This window comes from Listeria sp. ILCC792, from assembly GCF_900186135.1.
GTDB classification, from domain to species: domain Bacteria; phylum Bacillota; class Bacilli; order Lactobacillales; family Listeriaceae; genus Listeria; species Listeria goaensis.
Genome location: NZ_FYBO01000004.1, coordinates 145,100 through 163,677, shown reverse-complemented (window position 1 = coordinate 163,677; position 18,578 = coordinate 145,100). Strand labels below are relative to the sequence as shown.

At 39.3% G+C, this 18,578-nt stretch carries 19 protein-coding genes; 18 read left to right on the top strand and 1 reads right to left on the bottom strand.

What is annotated here, in order from left to right:
* The first annotated feature begins 3 nt into the window (after positions 1-3).
* The 6 genes from CFS60_RS06785 to CFS60_RS06760 all read left to right on the top strand — a co-directional run bounded on the left by CFS60_RS06785 (position 4) and on the right by CFS60_RS06760 (position 5,601).
* Positions 4-618, top strand: coding sequence for an SdpI family protein (locus CFS60_RS06785; RefSeq protein ID WP_088809680.1), 615 nt, complete (start codon positions 4-6; stop codon positions 616-618).
* 149 nt (positions 619-767) lie between these two features.
* The gene (locus CFS60_RS06780) at positions 768-2,417 is read left to right on the top strand and encodes a peptide ABC transporter substrate-binding protein (RefSeq protein ID WP_088839005.1); all 1,650 of its coding nucleotides are present in this window, start codon (positions 768-770) and stop codon (positions 2,415-2,417) included.
* Positions 2,418-2,613: 196 nt separating this feature from the next.
* Positions 2,614-2,937, top strand: a complete 324-nt coding sequence (locus CFS60_RS06775; RefSeq protein WP_088809682.1) for a YxeA family protein — start codon at positions 2,614-2,616, stop codon at positions 2,935-2,937.
* A gap of 21 nt (positions 2,938-2,958) precedes the next feature.
* The gene (locus CFS60_RS06770) at positions 2,959-3,141 is read left to right on the top strand and encodes a hypothetical protein (protein WP_088809683.1); all 183 of its coding nucleotides are present in this window, start codon (positions 2,959-2,961) and stop codon (positions 3,139-3,141) included.
* 294 nt (positions 3,142-3,435) lie between these two features.
* Positions 3,436-4,269 carry a biotin/lipoate A/B protein ligase family protein gene (locus CFS60_RS06765; RefSeq protein WP_088809838.1) on the top strand — a complete coding sequence of 278 codons (834 nt, stop codon included), beginning with the start codon at positions 3,436-3,438 and terminating at the stop codon, positions 4,267-4,269.
* Positions 4,270-4,284: 15 nt separating this feature from the next.
* Positions 4,285-5,601 carry an HD domain-containing protein gene (locus tag CFS60_RS06760; RefSeq protein ID WP_088809684.1) on the top strand — a complete coding sequence of 439 codons (1,317 nt, stop codon included), beginning with the start codon at positions 4,285-4,287 and terminating at the stop codon, positions 5,599-5,601.
* A gap of 95 nt (positions 5,602-5,696) precedes the next feature.
* Here CFS60_RS06760 and CFS60_RS06755 read toward each other — a convergent pair whose 3' ends face one another.
* Complete coding sequence (locus CFS60_RS06755) at positions 5,697-5,882, bottom strand: 2-hydroxymuconate tautomerase (protein WP_088809685.1); 186 nt, start codon at positions 5,880-5,882, stop codon at positions 5,697-5,699.
* A 74-nt stretch (positions 5,883-5,956) separates the two neighbouring features.
* Between CFS60_RS06755 and CFS60_RS06750 the strand changes: the two genes are divergently transcribed.
* The 12 genes from CFS60_RS06750 to CFS60_RS06700 all read left to right on the top strand — a co-directional run bounded on the left by CFS60_RS06750 (position 5,957) and on the right by CFS60_RS06700 (position 18,576).
* Entirely contained in the window at positions 5,957-6,613 is a 657-nt protein-coding gene (locus tag CFS60_RS06750; protein ID WP_088825734.1) for a site-2 protease family protein, read from the top strand.
* Positions 6,614-6,688: 75 nt separating this feature from the next.
* Positions 6,689-7,129, top strand: coding sequence for a DUF1934 domain-containing protein (locus CFS60_RS06745; protein WP_088809687.1), 441 nt, complete (start codon positions 6,689-6,691; stop codon positions 7,127-7,129).
* The gene (argS, locus tag CFS60_RS06740) at positions 7,126-8,796 is read left to right on the top strand and encodes an arginine--tRNA ligase (RefSeq protein WP_088839004.1); all 1,671 of its coding nucleotides are present in this window, start codon (positions 7,126-7,128) and stop codon (positions 8,794-8,796) included. The genes CFS60_RS06745 and argS overlap by 4 nt, the downstream gene beginning before the upstream one ends.
* Positions 8,797-8,909: 113 nt before the next feature.
* Positions 8,910-9,077: a hypothetical protein gene (locus tag CFS60_RS13835; protein ID WP_159458295.1), complete on the top strand. Its 168-nt coding sequence runs from the start codon at positions 8,910-8,912 to the stop codon at positions 9,075-9,077.
* A gap of 117 nt (positions 9,078-9,194) precedes the next feature.
* Positions 9,195-9,737, top strand: coding sequence for a DNA-directed RNA polymerase subunit delta (gene rpoE, locus CFS60_RS06735; RefSeq protein ID WP_088809689.1), 543 nt, complete (start codon positions 9,195-9,197; stop codon positions 9,735-9,737).
* Between the two features lie 356 nt (positions 9,738-10,093).
* Positions 10,094-11,686 carry a CTP synthase gene (locus tag CFS60_RS06730; RefSeq protein ID WP_088809690.1) on the top strand — a complete coding sequence of 531 codons (1,593 nt, stop codon included), beginning with the start codon at positions 10,094-10,096 and terminating at the stop codon, positions 11,684-11,686.
* Positions 11,687-11,830: 144 nt separating this feature from the next.
* The gene (locus CFS60_RS06725; protein WP_088839003.1) at positions 11,831-12,559 is read left to right on the top strand and encodes a hypothetical protein; all 729 of its coding nucleotides are present in this window, start codon (positions 11,831-11,833) and stop codon (positions 12,557-12,559) included.
* 17 nt (positions 12,560-12,576) lie between these two features.
* The gene (locus tag CFS60_RS06720) at positions 12,577-13,740 is read left to right on the top strand and encodes an ImmA/IrrE family metallo-endopeptidase (protein ID WP_088839002.1); all 1,164 of its coding nucleotides are present in this window, start codon (positions 12,577-12,579) and stop codon (positions 13,738-13,740) included.
* Positions 13,741-14,042: 302 nt separating this feature from the next.
* On the top strand, positions 14,043-14,972 hold the full coding sequence (locus tag CFS60_RS06715) for a diacylglycerol kinase (protein ID WP_088809839.1): 930 nt from the start codon (positions 14,043-14,045) through the stop codon (positions 14,970-14,972).
* 168 nt (positions 14,973-15,140) lie between these two features.
* On the top strand, positions 15,141-15,995 hold the full coding sequence (fba, locus tag CFS60_RS06710; RefSeq protein WP_088809693.1) for a class II fructose-1,6-bisphosphate aldolase: 855 nt from the start codon (positions 15,141-15,143) through the stop codon (positions 15,993-15,995).
* 288 nt (positions 15,996-16,283) lie between these two features.
* Positions 16,284-17,564, top strand: a complete 1,281-nt coding sequence (locus CFS60_RS06705) for a glycosyltransferase family 4 protein (protein WP_088809694.1) — start codon at positions 16,284-16,286, stop codon at positions 17,562-17,564.
* Positions 17,557-18,576: a glycosyltransferase family 4 protein gene (locus CFS60_RS06700; protein ID WP_088839001.1), complete on the top strand. Its 1,020-nt coding sequence runs from the start codon at positions 17,557-17,559 to the stop codon at positions 18,574-18,576. The genes CFS60_RS06705 and CFS60_RS06700 overlap by 8 nt, the downstream gene beginning before the upstream one ends.
* Positions 18,577-18,578 lie beyond the last annotated feature (2 nt).

The following is an 18,578-nucleotide window of genomic DNA, read 5'->3' as shown; positions in this document are numbered from 1 at the left end:
GAAATGAAGAAAGTCGGAACTTTTCCAAGTATGATAATTTTTATCACGGTGGTCGCTTCCATCGCGTGTTATCCGCTACTCCCAACTGAAATAGCCGTACATTTCGGAAGCGATTTCTCTCCAGACATGTTTATGCAAAAATGGCTGGGACTCGTCCTAATGCCGTTTCTGATGATTATGTTTACCGGTACCGAATATTATGGGAAAGAAAAAGTAAAAGAAGAAAGTAAATTAGAATTCGAATATTGTTTTAGGCTGCTCCTTGTTTTGTTGGCCATCATTCAGCTTAGCATTATCGCGTATGGACTCGGCTATCAAATCCCTACCGGCCGCTTTGCACTTATTGCCGCAGGCTCATTCATGCTTCTTGTGGCCGCGTATTTATCCTACTCAAAAAAGGTGTTTTTGTTTTTAAGAATGTTAGGTTTCAAGAAAGTGGATGCCTATTCTAAAAACTTATGGAAAAAAATTACCATTGTGACACTTACTGTTTCTGGTGTTTCCTGTTTAATTTTAGCAATTTTCATGACAAATGACCCAAGCTTCCTGATGATAAGTATGTTTGCGGGCATGTGCGTCATCGTAGTAGGTTCCGGAGTTTATCTTAATAAGAAGTAAAAGTGATACAGTTTTTATTTACAAGTAATACAGTTCCATATATAATAAAAGGCGGAAGTTCTGTACATAGATGACAGCGCACCGTCTTTTTTTGATGTAAAGAAAAGCGCTTCCAAAAGGAGAGATACGATAAAAAGGAGGGACAAAGTTTGCGAAAAAAAGTCGTTATAAGTTTGTTGTTACTCAGTTTAGCGCTACTCGTTGCTTGTGGAGCAGAAAAGGACAATATGGGGGAATCTGCTGACAAAAAAACAAGCAAAACAGTGAATATCATGGAAACGAGTGCGATTCCAAATGCAAGCCCAATTTTAGCAGACAACAGTGTAAGTTTTCGGGCAATCAATCAAGTTTTCGAAGGACTTTATCGTTTAAATAAAGAAGGGAAGCCAGAACTCGCGCTGGCTGAAAGCGAACCAGACGTAACAAATGATGGCAAAACCCTTACTTTTAAAATAAAAAAAGAGGCCAATTGGTCAGACGGTTCCCCAGTTACAGCGGCAGATTTTGAATACGCTTGGAAAACCGTTGTGGATCCTAAAACGGCGGCAGCTTATGGGCCACAAATGGAAGAAATCGTCAAAAATGCCACGCCAATTTTAAAGGGCGAAATGGATCCAGATAAATTAGGCGTTAAAGCGCTTGATGATAAGACGCTTCAAGTCGAATTGGAAAACCCTGTGCCCATCTTCAAAGAGCTTTTAACAACGGGAACTTTCTTCCCGCAAAAACAAGCGTGGCTTGAAAAACAAGGTAACCGTTACGGCACATCAAGCGAAACATTGCTTTCAAACGGACCTTATACTCTGGAAAATTGGGACGGTACGAAGCTAAGTTGGGATTACGTGAAGAATCCGAAATATTGGGATGCTAAAAATGTGCGTACTGATAAAATTCATGTAACGGTTGTGAAAGACACTAACGCAGCTTTAAACTTATATAATACTGGCAAACTAGATCGTATTGAGCTTGATGGCGATTTTGTTAAGCAGTTTGAAAGCGATAAAAATTTCCATACATCACTTACGGGGCGCTCTGTTTACATGAAAATGAACCAAGGCAAGGACGGTGTGAAAACGGAGTTAGCTAACGTAAATATTCGCCGCGGACTTGCGGAAGCGATTGATAAAGCTAGCATGGTGGATACACTTCTTGCCAACGGTTCGAAACCGCTTGACGGAGTTGTTCCGGGTGAAATCATGTTCAGTCCTAAAAATGGCGAAGACTTCCGTAAACTTAATGGGAGCCTAATTCCTTACAACCAAGCAGAAGCGAAACGGTATTTTGAAAAAGGATTAAAAGAAATTGGCAAAAATAATCTTACGTTAACGCTAACAGCTGGCGACACATCGCTCCAAAAGAAACAATCTGAGTTCATTCAAAACCAGTTGGAAACCCATTTGCCGGGCTTAACGATCAAATTGAAAAATGTGCCTACGCAAGTGAGCTTTAAAGCAGATGTGACGCAAGATTTTGAGTTGCTATTAGGCGGCTGGGGCGGCGACTATCAAGACCCGCTCACCTACCTGAATCTATTTTTGACAGACAGCCCTGGTAATCATACAGGTTTTAGTAATGCCAAATACGATGAGCTTGTTCTAGGCGCAAAAGGAAAACTTTCCAATGATTTAAACGCACGATTTGATGCCCTGCTACAAGCCGAGCAAATCTTATTGAAAGAAAATGCCGTCTTAATCCCGCTATACCAAAGCGGTCGTGCCTATTTACAAAATCCCGATTTACAAGACTACATTACCTACCCAATCGGCGCGGAAAATTATAAATGGATAGCTAAACAATAAGTAAAACCCCCGCATTATGAGCGAGTCTCCAAAAAAATTTAACTTTTGGAGGACGCGGCATTAAATGCGGGGGTTTTTTAGGCTGAAATTGAAATCAGTCTGGCGATGTACAAATTTTCAGCCTGCAGCCTTTCGTAAAGAAATGAATTTTTAACTATAATCAATTTATCAAGTTAAACAAAAGGGGTTACAAATTATGAAAAAGGGTTGGTTTGGCGTCTTAGCCGCAATTTTTGTCATCACAATGGTGTTTGTTGAACTTGCTTCGCCCTTTGCGCAAGCAGCAGATACATATACTGTGTCCATCACAAACCCAGGCGAAAAAGTTACAAAATCCAATTTTAAAGGCTATGCTTTTAATGAAGAATGTAAAACAGCAACAGGGAAAACAATGAAACTTCGGTTTTATTCAAATAAACCTTTAAAAGAAGACAAGGCATATCGTCTTGTGATTCAAGACAACAACATGGTTACGCAAACAAAAGAATTAAACGATACGACCGTTGTATCGGCCAAATAAAATTAGAAAAGAGGAACAGATATGAATCAATTTTGGAAATATTTCTTCACAATTATTTTAGCGATTATTGCTTTAAACATTGTTTTTAAAATTATTGGAGTTACTTTACACTTCTTGCTCCCAATCCTTATTTTAGCAGGGATTGTGTTCTTGATTAACAAGATTTGGAATGGCAAACCAAAACGTAATCACTACGATTACTAAAATTTCTAAAAAGCTCCCTAAGCTTTTCATATATTGAGCGAGGCACAAGCCTCGTTCTTTTTTTGTTTTGGAACAGAAAATATGGGAACTAAAATAAAAATCGGGTTTTTGGAGGGATTTCCTTGAAAAAGCAACCTATAATGAAATTATTGGTCGGAATAACGGTGGGGATTTTTGTTTTGCTTATAAAAGCAAGAAAAGTGAAGTAAAAGAGCTATTTTCCGCCGTTCTACCCACACATTAAATTGGTTATGTTATAATGACAAAAAAGAATGTGGAGGTTTTCAGTGGGTGATGATTTTAGAAAATACTTTACTTAAGCAAGAAAAATGGCGTTTTTTAGATCAGACTACGCCAAATCCGGCTTTTGATGCACTTCAATCATATGCAACGGATGACACGCTTTGCCGTTTTATCGGGGCTGAACTAAGTCCACCGACAGTTCGCGGCTGGGTGCACGAGAAAACAGTCTCAATCGGGATACAAGATACAAAGCTTCCGAACTTGCAAGAAGGGATTCGTTTTTTGGAAAAAGAAGGCTACCGAGTAGTGCTTCGGAATTCAGGCGGTCTTGCCGTCGTCTTGGATCGAGATATTTTAAATCTCTCTCTTGTTTTACCAGATGTTCGAAAAGGCATTGCAATTAATCGTGGCTACGATACTATGCTCACATTAATCCAAGATATGTTTGCGGATTTTAATCAAGTTATTAAAGCTTATGAAATTGAAAATTCCTATTGCCCGGGGAGTTATGATTTAAGCATAGATGGAAAGAAATTTGCTGGTATTTCTCAGCGCCGCATGGCAAGAGGGGTTGCGGTACAAATTTATCTAGGCATAGACGGAAATCAAGATGAGCGCGCCGAATTAATTCGTTCTTTTTACCAAAAGAGTGGAAAAGATTTGCAAGATAAATATCATTTTCCAGATGTGGATAAACGTGTCATGAGTACACTTTCAAAGCTGTTAGATACGGAACTCAGTTTAAATGATGTCGTATTGCGTTTACTGAACAGCATGCGATTTTATGCGGACGATTTGTTTTCAAGTACGCTTTCTGCGGAAGAACTGGATATGCTTCCGACATATTATGAGCGTATTTTAGAGAGAAATAGAAAGATTATGTAAGGGGTGTGACGTAATATGGGTTATGTGAATCAGAAACTAGATGAAGGCAAGGTTTTTAAAGATCCCGTTCATGGTTTTGTACACGTATCTGACCAAATGATTTGGGATTTAATTGCAACAAAGGAATTTCAACGTTTGCGGCGAATTCGGCAACTCGGCACTACCTCATTAACGTTTCACGGGGCTGAGCATAGTCGTTTTAACCATTCTTTAGGCGTGTATGAGATTGTACGCCAAATTATTGATGTTACTTTTGCAGGTGAGTATCAGTTGTCAGACGAGGAGCGCATGACGGTTCTATGCGCAGCGCTACTTCATGATTTAGGACACGGCCCGTTTTCGCACGCTTTTGAGAAAGTTTTTCATACCGACCATGAAGCTTACACCCAAAAGATTATTATGGGAAAAACCGAGGTAAGAGAAGTTCTGCTTCGGGCTGGAGACGACTTCCCGAGCCTAGTAGCCTCTATCATAAATAAGACTCACGAAAACCAAACGCTTGTAAAATTGATTTCAAGTCAACTCGATGCCGATAGAATGGACTATTTATTGCGTGACGCTTATTATACGGGCGTTAGCTACGGAAAGTTTGACATGGAACGAATTCTACGCGTTTTACGTCCAAGCCCAGATGGAAATGGTGTCATCATTAAATATTCTGGCATGCATGCTGTGGAAGACTATTTAATGAGCCGTTATCAAATGTACCAACAAGTTTATTTCCATCCTGTAAGTAGAAGTGGTGAGGTTTTACTGTGGAAGATTTTAAATCGCGCCAAGTCGCTTTATTTAGCGGGCTATGAATTCAAAATGTCGCCCGTACAAATCATCCCTTTTTTAAAAGAACAAGTGTGTTTAGAGGAATATATTGCGCTCGACGATTCGATTTTAACGTTTTATTTTTCTGTTTGGCAGCATGAAAATGATGAGATTTTGAGTGACTTATGCAATCGCTTCTTAAACCGACGTTTGCTTCGTTACGTGGATTACGATCCATCTAAGGATGCCGATTTCTACAATCGTTTAAAAGGCTGTCTGGAAAAAGCTGAAGTTGATCCAGCCTATTATTTAGTTGTCGACTCCTCATCTGATTTACCATATGATCTCTATAAGCCAGGCGCTAGTTCAGGAAAATCGCCTATTCAACTTCTTCTACCCAACGGAGATTTAAAAGAATTATCTACGGAATCACCAATTGTTGAATCCATTGGCGGGAAAATCCGTACCGATATCAAACTATATTTTCCGCTTGATTTTATTGAAAATGGTCGTATTCCAGCCGAAATCGCAGAAGAAATGGTCACGTTAATTCATGAAAAGCAGAACAGCTAAAAAGCCCTTTAAAAAGGGCTTTCCAGACTGATGACAAACGGCGATTCCTGCGCTCTGCCTAATTTTTTACATAATCAGACAAGCTTGCAGGTGGATTATGAGTCTGATTTTCGCACGCCGGCGACGCCGTAATCTGTTTTTTTCATTTCTTCTAGAATGACGTGAATATTTTCTTTAGGTGCATTTAGATTTTTAGAAACAGCATCTGTCACGTCTTTCACTAGGTCGCGTTTTTGGTCATCATTTCGACCTTCTAAAAATTTGATAGTTATGATGGGCACGTTTAATCACCTCGATATCATCTTTATTTATCATTATTATATATCAAAAAATTCACTTTCGAAAGGAAATTTAAATGAGTAATTTTTTAGCCTATCCGTTAGAAATGCTGCCATACGTTGTGGTCACTATTTTGATTGCTTTTACTGTTCATGAATGGGCTCATGCTATTACCGCACTCGCGTTTGGAGATGACACGGCGAAAAATGAAGGGCGACTTTCTATTAATCCGCTAGTCCACGTAGATTTAATTGGTCTTTTGATGGTGGTTATTGTTGGATTTGGTTGGGCAAAGCCGACACCAGTAAATCGATTTAAGTTAAAGAAACGCCGATTAGGAAGTATTATCGTTTCTCTTGCTGGACCAATTAGTAATTTGTTACTGGCTTTTTTAGCAGTGGGCATTTTTTCTTATTTTACGGGAGGATTAGGAATTGGCGAAATCGATGCCATTTGGTCGATCTTTTTGACGATTTTTATTCAACTAAACCTCGTGTTGTTTGTGTTCAATTTAATCCCGTTTCCACCGCTAGACGGTTATCAAGTGTTAGTGGAGTTTTTGCCCAATCGATTGCGTGCGAAAATCCAACCACTTGAGCAATATGCATTTTTAATTTTTCTAATTATCGCCTTAACGCCACTTTATGCGATTACAATTGGTCCGATTTTTAATATTTTCATTCCTAAAATCTTGGAACTTATGATGACCTTTTGGACAGGCATTTTATTTTGAGTTAGGTTGATTTTCCAGTCTTTTTTAACTATAATATAGTACGTCTACACGTCTGTTTGGAAAGGTGTCATAAAAATGACGAAAACACGCACGCCCGTAAAAATTCATATTACAAATATTGTCAGACAGATGAATGCAGAAGAAAAAACGGAAATGTCTGTATCTGGTGTTTTTTATCAAGATGAAAACAGTCATTATCTTCACTATGAAGAAAAACAAGTTGCTGGTGTAATACGTTCAGTTCTTAAAATCTCTAAGGAAGAACTTTTGTTGCTCCGCAGTGGCGCTGTAAGTATGCGCATGCACTTTTTTAAAGATAAAAAGCGAAGTGTTGCTTCAGTAGATTCCGGGGCTGGAAAGCTAGTTTTTGAGTCAGAATTGATTGGCTACACGGAAGCGTTTGAAAAAAATCCGCTCAGCGGAAAAATTGCTTTTCAGTACGATTTACTTAGTGGTGGAGCCTTTATCGGCTCATACGAAGTAAACATGCGAATAGAGGAGGAAATGAACGAATGAACATCATTCAAAAAAACGAAAATGATTTAATCGCGGGGATTAAGCAAGCTGTAATCGCGGCCCTTGCGATTGATGAAGATAGCATACCTAATATTTTACTTGAAGTACCAAAAGAAAAATCACACGGAGACTACTCAACCAATATCGCAATGCAATTAGCGCGTGTGGCTAAAAAAGCGCCGCGTCAAATTGCCGAAAGTATTGTGGCTGAAATCGGCACGAATAATGCGCTGATTAAAGAGGTTGAAATTGCTGGGCCGGGATTCATTAATTTCTTTATGGATAATTCTTACCTAACCAATTTAGTGCCGGTCATTTTGAATGAGGATGAAAAGTATGGTCAATCGGACTTTGGGAAAGGGGAAAAGATTCAAATTGAATTTGTTTCCGCCAATCCAACCGGAGATCTCCATCTTGGTCATGCTCGCGGAGCGGCGATTGGCGATTCTTTGGCCAATATTTTAGACATGGCAGGGTTTACTGTTTCGCGTGAATATTATATTAACGACGCGGGAAATCAAATTAATAACCTTGTGCTGTCCGCTGAGGCGCGGTACTTTGAGGCGCTAGGGCTTGAAAAAGAGTTTCCAGAAGATGGCTATCACGGAAAAGATATTATTGCGCTCGGGAAAGAGCTTGCGGATAAATACGGCAATAAATATGTGGAAACAAGCGAGGAAGAGCGCCATGCGGTGTTTAAGAAAGATGCACTTGCATTTGAAACAGCGAAATTAAAAACGGATCTGGACGAGTTCAGGGTGCACTTCGACAACTGGTTCTCTGAAACTTCTCTTTATGAAAATAATAAAATCCTTCCTGCTCTTGAAAAGTTAAAGGCTAATGGATATGTCTTTGAAGAAGAAGGAGCAACGTGGCTACGTACCACGGACTTTGATGACGATAAAGACAGGGTGCTCATTAAGTCGGACGGCAGTTATACGTATTTCTTCCCGGATATTGCCTACCATTTAGATAAATTGAGCCGCGGATTTGATGTGCTGATTGATGTTTGGGGAGCCGACCATCACGGGTATATTCCACGTATGAGAGCTGCAATTGAAGCGTTAGGCTATAAGCCGACACAACTTGAAGTAGAAATCATCCAACTCGTTCACCTTTATGAAAATGGGGAGCAAGTTAAAATGAGTAAGCGCACAGGGAAATCAGTAACAATGCGCGATTTGATTGAAGAAGTTGGCCTTGACGCAACGCGCTACTTCTTCGCGATGAGAAGCTCAGATACGCATATGAATTTTGACATGGGCTTAGCGAAATCCACGTCCAACGAAAACCCAGTTTACTATGTGCAATATGCGCATGCCAGAATTGCTAGCATTTTAAGATCAGGTGAAGAGCAAGATCTTCGTGCGGTAGAATCCGCCGATGTAAGTTTGTTAAAAACCGAAACGGAATTTGATTTGTTAAAAGTGCTTGGTGATTTTCCAGATGTCGTTTCTGAAGCGGCAGTAAAACGCGCGCCGCACCGAATTGTACGCTATTTAAATGACTTAGCTAGTGCATTCCATCGTTTCTATAATGTCAATAAGGTTCTTGATAAAGAAGCTGTTGAGCTGACAAAAGCAAGACTAGCTTTAATTCAAGCAGTTAAAATTGCGCTTCGTAATGGCCTTAAACTACTTGGTGTTTCAGCTCCTGAAAAGATGTAATGAAATGGAAGTTCGGCATTCAGGCGGTGTATCGCTTGCCGAACTTTTTCTTCCAGCCTAGTCATTGACGAGAATAACAAAATGTTTTAAAGTTAAATCACGGAGGCATTTTGATGACGGGAGATTCTAAAATGAAGCGAATAGTAACTTTAGCGCTGCTTTTTGTATTTCTGTGCATCGCAATTTATATTTTGTATAATTTTCAACTTGGTTCGATTCCGATTTTATTAATGGCCATTTTATTTTTCTACATAGGGTATCAAATCGTAAAGAAAAGTTGACAGATGTAAAATTTATGGTTGTGCTTGCCAGTGATAACATGTAAAATGGTTAAGTTGAATAAAAAGTAAATGATGAAAGAAACAATAAATGTAGTTTAACGAAAGGGCGTGCCAGCTTTGGATTTAAGTAATTTATCTCAAGAAGAGCGGAAAGAAGTATCTTTAATTGAAGTCGCGCATTATGTTTTAGAAAATCGTCGAGAAGTTATTAATTTTAAAGAATTAGTTGAAGAAATTAAAAACTTTTTAGAGTTGACAGATGACGAAATGAAAGAGCGTTTAGTTCAATTTTATACAGATATGAACATCGACGGTAATTTTATTTCACTAGGAAACAACACTTGGGGGCTTCGCGCTTGGTATCCAATTGATGCCATTGATGAAGAAGTTCAAACACAAACGAAACCGAAGAAAAAACGTAAAAAAGATGACGACGATGATGAAGATGAAGAGGTTGAAGATATCATGGATGACGATATCGAATACGAAGAAGATGACGAAGTGGAAGAACTCGGAGAAGAAGAAATTTCACTCTCAGACGGCCTAGTTGATGAAGACGAGGACGCAGATGACCACTTGCCTGACGGGATTGAAGGTGAACTTGCTACAGTAGAAGATGACTATAGCGACGGAGATTACACGGAAGATCCAGAAGAATAAAATGAAAAATCACCCGAAAATTATTCGGGTGATTTTTTTTAGGACGTACAAAGCGATGATGTCGCTTACAAAAAATAAACACTTGACTTATTCTTGTTTCATATGTAGTATTTTATTTGGGCTCCCTTAATTGGGACGGATATGTTCAGTTAGCGCTCCCTTACTTTTTATGAAAGTAGGAGCGTTTTTTATTTGGCGGAAGCTGAATAAAATATTTCCTAATTACCAAGTGCAAGCACATTTAATTGCATTTGGTGATTTTATTTGTAGGGACGTTTTGAAGTAATAGAGTTCACCCCGAAGGTTAAGTCCATTTAACCGCTATTTTTTGGAAAAGGAAGGAGTCGGATTTTTTAATGACGAAGTATATTTTTGTAACAGGTGGCGTAGTTTCATCTATTGGTAAAGGGATTACAGCAGCATCACTTGGGCGACTGCTGAAAAACCGCGGATTAAGTGTGACAATTCAAAAATTCGATCCATATATTAACGTGGACCCGGGAACAATGAGCCCGTATCAACATGGTGAGGTTTTTGTAACAGATGATGGTGCCGAAACGGATTTAGATTTGGGGCATTATGAGCGCTTTATCGATATTAATTTAAATAAATATAGCAACGTCACAACAGGTAAAGTTTACTCAGAGGTCATTAAAAAAGAACGCCGCGGCGACTATCTTGGCGGAACCGTTCAAGTTATCCCGCATATCACAAACGAGCTGAAAGACCGCGTGTTTAGAGCGGCAAGAATGACAAATTCAGATATTATCATTACCGAGATTGGCGGAACCGTGGGGGACATCGAATCACTTCCGTTCCTTGAAGCGATTCGCCAAATCAAAAGCGATGTTGGGTCTGAAAATGTCCTATATATCCACACAACACTCATTCCTTACATTAAAGCAGCAGGCGAAATGAAAACTAAACCCACTCAGCACAGTGTTAAAGAGCTGCGTAGTTTAGGCATTCAACCAAATATTATTGTGGTACGCACAGAACAACCCGTTTCCACAGAAATGAAGGAAAAAATTGCCCTTTTCTGTGATATTAAAGCATCCGAAGTTATCGAAAGCCGCGATGAAGATACGCTTTATAACGTGCCTCTTTCGTTACAAGCACAAAAAATGGATCAAATCGTGCTCGACCATTTGAAATTAGACGCGCCACCAGCTGAAATGACTGAGTGGACGGAGCTTGTACACCGCGTGCAAAATTTATCGAAGAAAGTTCGGATTGCGCTCGTTGGGAAATACGTTTCCTTACAAGACGCGTATCTTTCTATAGCGGAAGCGTTACGGCATGCTGGGTATGCACATGATGCGGAGATTCAAATTGACTGGATTGATTCGGAAAAAGTCACAAAAGAAAATGTTACGGAACTTTTGAAAGATGCAGATGGGATTTTAGTTCCCGGAGGGTTCGGCGACCGGGCAATTGAAGGAAAGCTTCTTGCTGTTGAATATGCGCGCGTTAACAAAGTACCGTACTTTGGAATTTGCCTTGGTATGCAACTGGCAACAGTTGAGTTTGCGCGAAATGTTCTTAAGCTTGACGGGGCGCATTCCGCTGAAATCGACCCCGAAGCAAAACATAATATCATTGATTTACTCCCAGAGCAAAAAAATATCGAAAACATGGGTGGAACGCTTCGCTTGGGGCTTTATCCTGCACGAATTAAGGAAGGCACGAAAGCGGCAGAAGCTTATGGGGAAACGATTGTCGAGGAACGTCATCGTCATCGCTATGAGTTCAATAATGACTACCGTGAACAAATGGAGCAGGCAGGCATGATTGTTTCAGCAACTAGCCCTGACGGCCGTCTTGTTGAGGTGGTAGAGTTAAAAGATCACCCGTGGTTTGTTGCTTGTCAATATCACCCAGAATTCATTTCCAGACCAAATCGTCCGCAAAGCTTGTTCAAAGGCTTTATCGGCGCGGCAGTTAAATAATTATGTGAGTGCAACTCAGGTTCAGGCTGAGTTGCATTCTTTGTGTAATTACTTTATAAAAAAGAAAAAAATGTAGCTTTTGATTTATTTTTGTAATTGCTTGGTGCTATAATGTTAGATAACAACATTGTAGGAGGTATGAGAATGAATAGAGAAATCGTGAATGAACAACAAGCTCAAGCCATTGTAGATGGCATCTTACAAGGATATAAAGACTATTTAGAAATACGTAGACAAAAAAAGGAAGAATTGAAAGTTTCGGCAAGTTATGCTTTTGTTAAAGGGAACCATATTGATGATGCTGTTTCAAGAAAACTCACGGGCTTAATTGAAAAAGACCAACTCGCTAAAGCGGGTGAATCTTGGGAATATCTTCAATTTGCTTTTGGTAGAAAAGATAACAAGTGTCTATTTATTGTTAAAAATATTTTGCGGCTGAAACGAACGTTCCAAACTTCGCATAAAAAAAGCCAATATCTAGTAGACTTAGCGAAAGTAAATAATCCATGGATTCAGGAACTCCGTCAAGGACGGGTGAAAAAGGAAGGCGTTTCTATCCAATTACAGTTTTTGGATTTTGAAAAATGGGAGCAAACAGAAGAAATCCGAGAAAGAAATTTTTCGGAATTTTATATTGTGACATATGAAACGGATAGCCATACAAAAGAGATTATAAGTGTAGAAATTGTAGCACCAGATGCCGAAACTGGGGAGTTACATAGTGTACAGAAACTATCATCATATTTACAAAGCAGTGATGTCATTATCCAGGAAAATGAATATGAATCGATTTCTGGTGAAGTTGAGTTTGGTAGTGTTGAGGATTATGGATATACGACGCTACCAGAAGAAGGCGAAGAAATTGGAAACTAAATGAGGAGGAAATCGTTGTGTTTAGAGGTGATAATCTTCAAAGGGTCAGAGCCTTGTACGGCTTGTCACGAAAAGAACTAGGGGAGAAGCTTGGGGTTTCTGAACAAGCTGTTTGGCAGTTTGAAAATCAAGTAACGAACCCTAAATTTGAAATCGTTGTTGAACTTAAAAGACTTTTTGGAGTAAAAACACAGTTTTTCTTACAAGAATTAAAAGTTCCGAGTGTGTTTAAAGAAGAACAAATTATTTATCGTGCAGCCGATATGACTAGCCGAAAGCGGGCGTTTTCAGAGACGGAATATTTGAATTTTGTTCACGAGGTTATTACATCGCTAGAAAGCTTCCTGAGTTCGCCTAAGAGTACTATTTTAAGTCTAAGAGAAAAATGCTTGAAGATGTATTATCAGAGAAGCGAATCAAAAAATTGTATTGAGGAAATCGCTGCACTAGCAAAAGAATTTATTGGTGTAACAGATGATAATGCAAATTTGCTGCTTCAACTTGAGAAGTCTGGCATTCATATTGTAGAGAAGGATGTAGGCGACAAAACCGACGCCTATAGTGCTTGGTCAGCTAGTCAAATACCCATTATTGTTCTCGGTATAAAGAAATCGGCAGTGCGAAGAAATTTTGATTTGGCGCATGAACTAGGTCACTTGTTGATGCATAACAATATTGATATGCTAGCTTTAGACAAAGAAGACTATAATAAAATTGAAAATGAAGCCAACTTATTTGCCGCTTGTTTCTTATTACCGAAAAAAAATATTGTTAAAGATTTGCAAGAACTTCGGCATATTTCTAATCCAGATTCCTATATGGAACTTAAGGCGAAATACAATGTATCAATTCAAGCTTTAGAAATGCGAGCATACCGATTAGGTTTTCTTACGCCGCAGCAAAATAGTTATTTTTACAGACAGCTTGCGAAAAAAAAATATAAATTTGTGGAGCCGCTTGATTCAGAAATCCCACTTAAACGGCCTGGGAAAATCCGAAATATTTTGGAGCTCATTTTATCTAATCAAGTGATTAGTTTGGCTGAACTCGAAACGATGTTCAAAGTTGAAACACTGTTTTTAGAGCGATTGTTTACGATTGAGCCAGCTTTTTTCGAAAAATATCAGGCGAAGGAAGATTTTTCAAGTTACAATAATGTCTTGAAACCAAAGTTTCGCTAATACGTTAAATCCAGCCTTGTAGAAAAATGCCAAACACGTAAGCCAAACAAAACGTATTACGCACAATCAGGCTGATGACAAACGTTGAGATGGCGTGTATTCGAGTACATGATAACTGAAAACAGGGAGGACGTAGTTTGTCCGACCATGTGAGAAGTGAGGCGAAGCGCAGGCAAGAACTCCGAAAATGTCCGTTTTTTATTAGTCTGAAGCCTTCTATGTCTAGGAGGCTTTTAAATTTGACAATATCCCTACGTGTATTGCAAACTGAATTTAGCATAAAAGGGAGAGTAGGGGAAGGTTTGATTAAAGAAATAGTGTTAATATACAATCCAGCGGCTGGAAAAAATAAGTTCCGGAAGTGGATGCCGCTCGTTGAAGAGAAGTTGAATGAGGCGGATTTTGACGTGACGCTTGTGTCGTCTACAAGTGAGCCTAAAAGTATTTTGAAGCTTGCTAAAAAAGCAGCGGAGTCTGGTGTTTCGGCCATCATTGCGGCTGGCGGTGACGGGACGGTGAATGAGGTTGTGAACGGAATCATGCAGTCGTCTAAACGCCCCGTTTTAGGAATTTTACCGATGGGAACGACGAATGACTATGCGCGGGCTTTGGGCGTGAATAAAGATCCGCTTGAAGCGCTAAACAGCATTATTAATCGCGAGACTGTTGGCATCGATATTGGCAAGGCGAATCAGGACGAATTTTTTATTAATAATGTAGCTGCTGGAAAAATTACGGAAATTACATACGCGGTGCCGGAGGCGAAAAAGAATCGTTATGGGCGTCTGGCGTACCTTTTTGATGGCTTAAAGATGCTGCCAAATCTCAAAGCGACGCCTGTCGAAATTACATTTGACGACGAGCGCTTCAAGGGTCAGATGCTAATTTGTTTTGTGAGCAATTCCCACACGGTCGGTGGGCTTGAATCGCTTTGTCCGCCTGCCAAAATTAATGATGGCTATTTTGACTTGCTGATTCTAAAAAAGGTATCACCAGCCAAATTGTTTTCGCTATTTCTGCTATTAAAACGCGGAACGCATCTTGAAAGCCCGCACGTAATCCATCGCCAAGTGAAACGTGTCAAATTGGAATCTAAGGAAGTTTTAAATATTAGTTATGACGGCGTTTATGGCGGAAATGCGCCGTATGAATTGGAAGTTTTACCGGAAGCCTTGCGCGTTTTTGCGAATCAAGAGGTGGCGAGCGCTAGGCTTTATAGGAAGGAAGATTAGAGGGCGTTTTAAACCCTAGGGGCTAAAGCGTTTTCAGAAAATAATTCGCAACTTTTATGGTAAATGAATCACAAATCTGTTATTATAGACGTGTTAGGGAAAAATAGCTGCCACTATTTTTCGCGGCGGAAATTCAAATTTTAAATTCCTGAGGGAGGAAATTGTATTATGCCTATCGTTAACATGACAGACATGCTGAAAAAAGCATTAGCTGGGAAATATGCTGTAGGTCAATTCAACATCAACAACCTTGAATGGACTCAAGCTATTTTGAAAGCTGCGGAAGCTGAAAAATCACCAGTCATCCTAGGAGTATCTGAAGGTGCTGCTAAGTATATGGGAGGATTCAATACGGTTGTTAAGATGACACAAGGTCTTGTTGAAGATCTTAAAATCACTGTACCTGTTGCTATCCATTTAGACCATGGTTCAAGCTTTGATTCTTGTAAAGCAGCAATCGACGCAGGTTTCTCATCCGTAATGATCGACGGATCGCATCACCCAATTGACGAGAATGTAGCAATGACTAAGAAAGTTGTTGACTATGCTCACGCTAAAGGTGTTTCTGTAGAAGCTGAAGTTGGTACTGTTGGTGGTACTGAAGACGGCGTTACAGGCGGAATTAGTTACGCTAATCCTGAAGAATGTCTGCGCGTTGTTAAAGAAGCTGGTATTGATGCATTAGCAGCTGCACTTGGATCTGTTCATGGTCCATATAGTGGCGAACCAAAACTTGGCTTTGATGAAATGAAAGAAATCTCCGAACTTACAGGTGCTCCACTTGTACTTCACGGCGGTTCTGGAATTCCTGAACACCAAATTAAAAAAGCAATTGAATTAGGTCACAGCAAAATCAACGTAAACACTGAGTGCCAAATTGTTTGGACTGCAGCTGTTCGCGAAAAATTAGCTACTGACGATAAAGTTTACGATCCACGTAAAGTTATCGGACCTGGTGTTGATGCAATCATTAAAACAGTTACTGAAAAAATTCAAGAATTTGGTTCTAACGGTAAAGCGTAAATCAAAAATTGAATGGTTATGGAAGGAGCAGAAATCGTTCTGCTTCTTTTTTGTTCCTTAAAACCTGTTAAAAATTATATTTTGTGTGAAAGTAAGTAGATTATGTTATCATTAAAACAGTTATAGGGGTGGAAATTGCAAAATTTATCATTAGCTTCTAGAAATGCTTAGAAAAAAATCGTTCTAAGGGCGCATGAAAAAGCTATTAATAAACATGTATAATATATGATGATAGATTAAAGAACGTTTTGATGAATGAACCAACACGGAAAGAGAGTAGGGATAGTAATGAATATAGGAATCTTTACCGATACCTACAGTCCGCAAATCAGCGGGGTCGCTACGTCCATTTTAACAATGGAGACGGAGTTAAGAAAAAGAGGACATAACGTATATATATTTACAACAACCGACCCTAATGCTGATCGAGAAAGCGAAGAGGGACGCGTGTTTAGGTTGCCAAGTATTCCATTTGTGTTTTTCCCGGAGAGAAGAATTGCGATTGCGGGCATGAACAAGTTTATCCGCCTTGTTGGCGAATTAAAGTTAGATATTATTCATACGCATACGGAGTTTTCTTTAGGTTTACTCGGTAAAAAAATTGCTAAAAAATACTCCATTCCATCCATTCATACATACCATACAATGTATGAGGATTATTTGCATTATATTGCTAATGGTAAAATTTTAACACCAAAAATGGTGCGCAAGATGACAAAATCTTTTTGTGATAGTTATGAGGCACTTATTGCACCGACGCAAAAAGTGCGCCATCATCTAGAGGAATGCGGAATTTATAAACATATTTATACGATTCCAACTGGCACGAACATTCAAATGTGCGATCAAGCCTCTTCAGGCAAAATAGCGGCAATGAAAAAGCAGTTGGGTATTGGAGAGCAGGATGCGGTTATCCTTTCTTTGGGACGTGTGGCGCATGAAAAAAATATTGATGCGATTATTCAAGCCATGCCAGGCGTTTTAGCTGAACTCCCTTTTACCAAATTAGTAGTGGTTGGTGATGGTCCAGTTCGTAAAGAATTAGAAGAGTTGGTGGAAGAGCTTTCGCTTTCGCATGCGGTCATATTTACGGGCGCAGTGGAGTGGAGTGAAGTTGGCGACTACTACCAGCTTGGTGACTTCTTTGTGAGTGCTTCAACTTCTGAAACACAAGGATTAACCTACTTAGAGGCGATGGCTTCAATGTTGCCGGTTGTCGCGAAAAAGGATGAAAGCATCGAAGACATTTTAGTGGATAAAAAAACTGGATTTTTATTTGAAACAGACGATGAGCTTTCCGAAACATTAATTATGGCGCTTCAAAATGAAGAGCTGGCAAGAGAGTTAGCGAAAAATGCACTTAAACAAGTAGATAATTATTCCGCAGACCATTTTGGTGAGCGAATTGAAGCAACCTATGCAGAAATATATGATATTTATTATTCGGTGGAAAACAAAAAGCGGCTGAACAGGCAACGAACGCTCATTAAGAGTAAAATGGCATCGCAAGTTTTTTCGTTAACATCGAATACGCATATACGGAAAGGTAGGTCATCGCGTCGTGATTAAGCTAACTATGCTTTCATCGGCAGAAAAAGTGAAAGGGCAAGGTGTAGCCTCTGCTTACAGAGAACTTGTTAATCTGCTTGATGAACGGCTGAAAGATAAAATCGAGATGTCGATTAATAAATTTCATAAAACGGAGATTACACATTATCATACGGTAGATTTTCATTTTTATTTATCTACTTTTTTCAAGAAAAAGCGCGGGGTTCGGGTTGGCTATGTCCATTTCTTACCAGAAACGATGGAAGGTAGCTTAAAATTACCGGGAATTGCCCGTGCTGTTTTTTATAAATATTTAATTTCTTTTTATAAGAGAATGGATGAGATTGTCGTTGTAAACCCTTCTTTCATACCAAAACTAGAAGCGTATGACATTCCTTCAGAAAAAATCCACTATATCCCTAATTTTGTTTCTAAAAAAACATTTTTTTCGGATGAAAAACAAAAAGAAATGTTTCGCAAAAAATATCAAATTCCCGCTGATAAATTTGTTGTGCTTGGTGTAGGACAAGTACAGCACCGAAAAGGTGTGCTTGACTTTATTGAAGTCGCAAAATCATTGCCTGACGTGCAATTTGTTTGGGCGGGGGGCTTTTCATTTGGGAAGATTACATCGGGCTATGAGGAGCTGAAAAAAATTTATGACAACCCGCCTGAGAATGTGACATTCATTGGGATCATTGACCGCTCGGAAATGAATGGCTGCTTCAATATGGCAGATTTATTTTTTATGCCGTCGTACAATGAACTTTTCCCCATGGCGATTTTGGAGGCGATGAGTACAGGCGTTCCAGTACTGCTTCGCGACCTTGATTTATACAAAGAAATTTTGTCTGGTTATTATGAAGAAGGGCAAAATAATACGGATTTCATTACTAAAATTGCAGAATTAAAAGCGAATGACGATAAATATGCAGCGCTGCTAGAAAAAGCAGAGCGCGGCGCGGAATTTTATTCGGAGGACCGTTTGACAGCGATTTGGGATGAATTTTATCATGATTTAGTAAGGAAGTGAAC